Origin of the sequence: Caulobacter sp. B11 (assembly GCF_002737765.1) — a bacterium.
Lineage (GTDB): Bacteria > Pseudomonadota > Alphaproteobacteria > Caulobacterales > Caulobacteraceae > Caulobacter.
Genome location: NZ_PEGG01000244.1, coordinates 1 through 4,094, shown reverse-complemented (window position 1 = coordinate 4,094; position 4,094 = coordinate 1). Strand labels below are relative to the sequence as shown.

The 4,094-nt window shown below is 68.0% G+C and carries 3 pseudogenes; 2 read left to right on the top strand and 1 reads right to left on the bottom strand.

Features of this window, described 5'->3' with window-relative positions:
• The first annotated feature begins 38 nt into the window (after positions 1-38).
• Both kdpA and kdpB read left to right on the top strand, forming a co-directional pair.
• Positions 39-1,750 (top strand): annotated as a pseudogene (gene kdpA / locus CSW58_RS10240) (potassium-transporting ATPase subunit KdpA).
• 27 nt (positions 1,751-1,777) lie between these two features.
• Positions 1,778-3,403: pseudogene (gene kdpB, locus CSW58_RS10235) on the top strand (potassium-transporting ATPase subunit KdpB); the annotation flags it as partial.
• A 231-nt stretch (positions 3,404-3,634) separates the two neighbouring features.
• On the opposite strand, the pseudogene CSW58_RS16255 reads toward kdpB, so the two are convergent.
• Positions 3,635-4,090 (bottom strand): annotated as a pseudogene (locus CSW58_RS16255) (alkaline phosphatase D family protein); the annotation flags it as partial.
• Positions 4,091-4,094 lie beyond the last annotated feature (4 nt).

The window sequence follows — 4,094 nt, the reverse complement described above, 5'->3', positions numbered from 1 at the left end:
CCCTGCTGCGACCCGACAAGTTCTGACGGATCAAATCCATGAATTGGCAAGGATGGGCGGAAATCGCCCTGACCCTGGGCCTGGCGGTCGCGATCGCCTGGCCCCTGGGCGTTTACATGTCTCGGGTCTGGAACGGCGAGCGCACCTGGCTGGATCCGGTGCTGGGGCCTGTCGAGACCCTGTTCTATGCCGCCGGCGGCATTGACCCGAAGAAGAGCCAGACCTGGCACGCCTACGCCCTGGCCCTGCTGGCCTTCAACGCGGCGGGCTTTGTCATGGTCTATGCGGTGCTGCGCCTGCAGGGCGGGCTGCCGCTGAACCCGCAGGGCTTCGCCGGGCTCTCGCCGCATCTGGCCTTCAACACCGCCGCCAGTTTCGTGACCAACACCAACTGGCAGAGCTATGGCGGCGAGACCACGATGTCGACGCTTAGCCAGATGCTGGTGCTGACCGTGCAGAACTTCGTCTCGGCCGCCACCGGCGCGACCATCGCCGCCGCCCTGGCCAGGGCTTTCGTCGCCAATCGCGGCGAGGGCGTCGGGAATTTCTGGGCCGACCTGGTGCGAACCACCCTCTATGTGCTGCTGCCGCTGTGCATCGTGCTGTCGCTGGTGCTGGTGGCCCTGGGTCTGCCCCAGACGCTCGCCGCGGGCGTCGACGCCACCACCCTGGAAGGCGCGCCGCAACGGATCGCGCTGTTCGCCACCGCCAGCCAGGAAGCCATCAAGCAGCTGGGCATCAATGGCGGCGGCGTCTTCAACGTCAATTCGGCCCACCCGTTCGAGAACCCCACCCCGCTGACCAACCTGATCACGGCGGTGTCGATCAATGTGCTGGGCTGGGCCGCCTTCTTCGCCTTCGGCCGCAGCGCCATGGCCCGCAAGGACATCCGCGCCCTGGTGATCTCGGCCATGATCCTGCTCAGCGCCGGCGCGGCGGCGATCTATGCCACCGAGACCCAGCCGGCCCCGCCCTGGTCGCCGCCCATGTCGACGCCTCGGTCAATATGGAAGGCAAGGAGGTTCGCTTCGGCGCGCCCTCGACGGCCGCCTGGGCGGCCATGACCACGGGCGCTTCCAACGGCTCGGTCAACGGCATGCATTCCAGCCTGATGCCCCTGGGCGGCGCGGTGGCGATGTTCCTGATGCAACTGGGCGAGATCCTGCCCGGCGGTATCGGCTCGGGGATCGCCATCATGATCGTTATGGCTCTGCTGGCGGTGTTCGTCGCCGGACTGATGGTCGGGCGCACCCCCGAATATCTCGGCAAAAAGGTCGAGGCCCGCGAGATCCAGTTGGCCATGCTGGCCGTGCTGGTGATCCCGCTCTCGATGCTGGGCTTCTCAGGCGTAGCCGCCGTCCTGCCCGAGGCCTTGAAAGGATTGATGCACGCCGGCCCGCACGGCCTGTCTGAGATCCTCTACGGCTACACCTCGGCCACGGCCAATAACGGCTCAGCCTTTGCTGGCCTGACAGCCAATGCGCCGTGGTGGAACACCACCCTGGGGATCTCGATGATGCTGGGCCGCTTCGTCCCCGCCGTCGCGGTTCTGGCCATCGCCGGCGGCCTGGCGGCCAAGCCCAAGCTGGCGCCGTCGGCCGGGACCCTGCCGACCCATGGCGGCCTGTTCATCGGCCTGCTGATCGGGGTGATCCTGATCCTGGGCGGCCTGCAATTCTTCCCCGCTCTGGCCCTGGGTCCGATCGTCGAGCACTTCCAGGCGCTCGCCGCGGTCGCCAGCGTCCACTGACACAGCTGATCGCAAAGGCGATTTGACATGACCACCCTAGAACCCACCCTCGGGGAGGGCCGACCCAAGTCGGCCACCCTGGCCGGCGGCCTGTCCTCCGCCGTGCTGCTGCGGGCGACCAAGGACGCCTTCGTCAAGCTGGACCCGCGCCGGCTGACCAATAATCCGGTGATCTTCACCACCTGGATCGTGGCCCTGCTGTCGACCGTTTCGGCGATCGCGGCGATCGTCGACCATCAGTCGGCGGGCTTCGCGATCCAGATCGCCGGCTGGCTGTGGGCCACGGTGCTGTTCGCCAACCTGGCCGAAAGCGTCGCCGAAGGGCGCGGCAAGGCGGCGGCCGACAGCCTGCGCGCCACCCGCGTCACCACCAAGGCCAAGCTGATCATCGACGACAAGACCGGGACGATCATTCCCACCCCCGCCCACAAGCTGGTGGTCGGCGAGGTGATCCTGGTCGAGGCCGGCGATGTCGTTCCGACCGACGGCGAGATCATCGAGGGCATGGCCAGCGTCAACGAGGCGGCCATCACCGGCGAAAGCGCCCCGGTGATCCGCGAGAGCGGCGGCGACCGCTCGGCCGTCACCGGCGGCACCACCGTGGTCTCCGACTGGATCAAGGTGCGGGTCACCGCCGAGGCGGGCAACACCTTCCTTGACCGGATGATCGCCATGGTCGAGGGCGCCGACCGTCGCAAGACGCCCAATGAGATCGCCCTGGCCGTGCTGCTGGCCGGCCTGACCCTAATCTTCCTGATCGCCGTGGTCACCCTGCTGGGCCTGGGCAAGTTCTCAGGCGTGAGCCTGGATCCTTTGGTGCTGGGCGCGCTGTTCATCACCCTGATTCCGACGACGATCGGCGGGCTGCTTTCGGCGGTCGGCATCGCTGGCATGGACCGCCTGCTGAAGGTCAACGTCCTGGCCACCTCGGGCCGAGCGGTGGAAGCCGCCGGCGACGTCGACACCCTGCTGCTGGACAAGACCGGCACCATCACCTTCGGCAACCGCATGGCCACCGAGGTGATCGCCGCCCCCGGCGTGCGCCCCGACGCCGCCCTGCGCGCCGCCGTCAGCGCCTCGCTCGCCGACGAGACGCCGGAGGGCCGCTCGATCGTCGAGCTGGGAAGAAATCAGGGCGTCGTGGTCGAGGTTCCGGCCGGGGCGACCTCAATCGCCTTCAGCGCCATGACCCGTCAGTCGGGGCTGGATGCTGGATCGATGTCCTGGCGCAAGGGTGCGGTGGACGCCGTCTATCGCAGCCTGGCTCTCGACCCCAAGATGGTCCCGACCGAACTGGCCGCCGCAGTTGACCGCATCGCCCGGTCGGGCGGCACGCCCCTGGCGGTCAGCGAGAACGGCGTGCTGGTCGGGGTCATTCACCTCAAGGACGTGGTCAAGCCGGGGGTCAAGGAGCGCTTCGCCGACCTGCGCCGCATGGGCCTTCGCACGGTGATGATCACCGGCGACAACCCGGTGACCGCCGCCGCCATCGCCTCGGAAGCCGGGGTCGACGACTTCCTGGCCGAAGCCACCCCGGAGGACAAGCTGCGGCTGATCCGCGAGGAGCAGGCCCGGGGCCGACTGGTGGCCATGTGCGGCGACGGCGCCAATGACGCCCCAGCGCTCGCGCAAGCGGATGTCGGGGTGGCGATGGTGCATCCAGCGATGCGGCGCCTTGTCGGCAACGCGCAAATGGCAGCCGTTGGCGGGACAGCGTGGGGCGATCACATTTCGTCGAAGATCGGTCGTGACCGCCCGCCCCGCTAGATTTCCTCGATCGCCGCGATGCCGCCGGCGGGTTGGGGAAACCCGGTAGGATTTCAGGACGAACCGCTCATAGTTCCGCTCGAGAACCGTGGTCATGCCGATCAGGTCGATGCGGATTTCGTCGGCCCGCAAGGTGACCAGCCCGTACCCCTTCGTCAGATGCTGGCAGAAGCGGACCTCCGGGCAGGCCTTTGAAAAAGCCGGCCCCAGCTCAACGTCGCCCAACATGTTGCCGAGACTGCTGCTGGTGATGGCGGTGACCCCGAGCTCCGCCGCCACGCGCCGATCTTCGCCGTCGTGCAGTTCATTGACCCAGAAGGCGTGGCTGTCGCCCGACAGCACCAGCGGTCGGCTTCCCGTCTCGGCGAACATCCGGTCCATGCGATCACGCGCGGCGGGATAGGCGTCCCAGCCGTCGAATTCGAACGGAACATCGCTCGGGAGCGTCGCCAGTTGCTCGAGCCAGGGGCGTAGGATGGGCGTCACAAAGGCCCGCGCCCAGCCTCCTTTCCCAGGAAGCCGGCAATGTCGGCGCCCGTCGTGTGCGCCCATCACCACCTGATTGCCGAGCACCTGC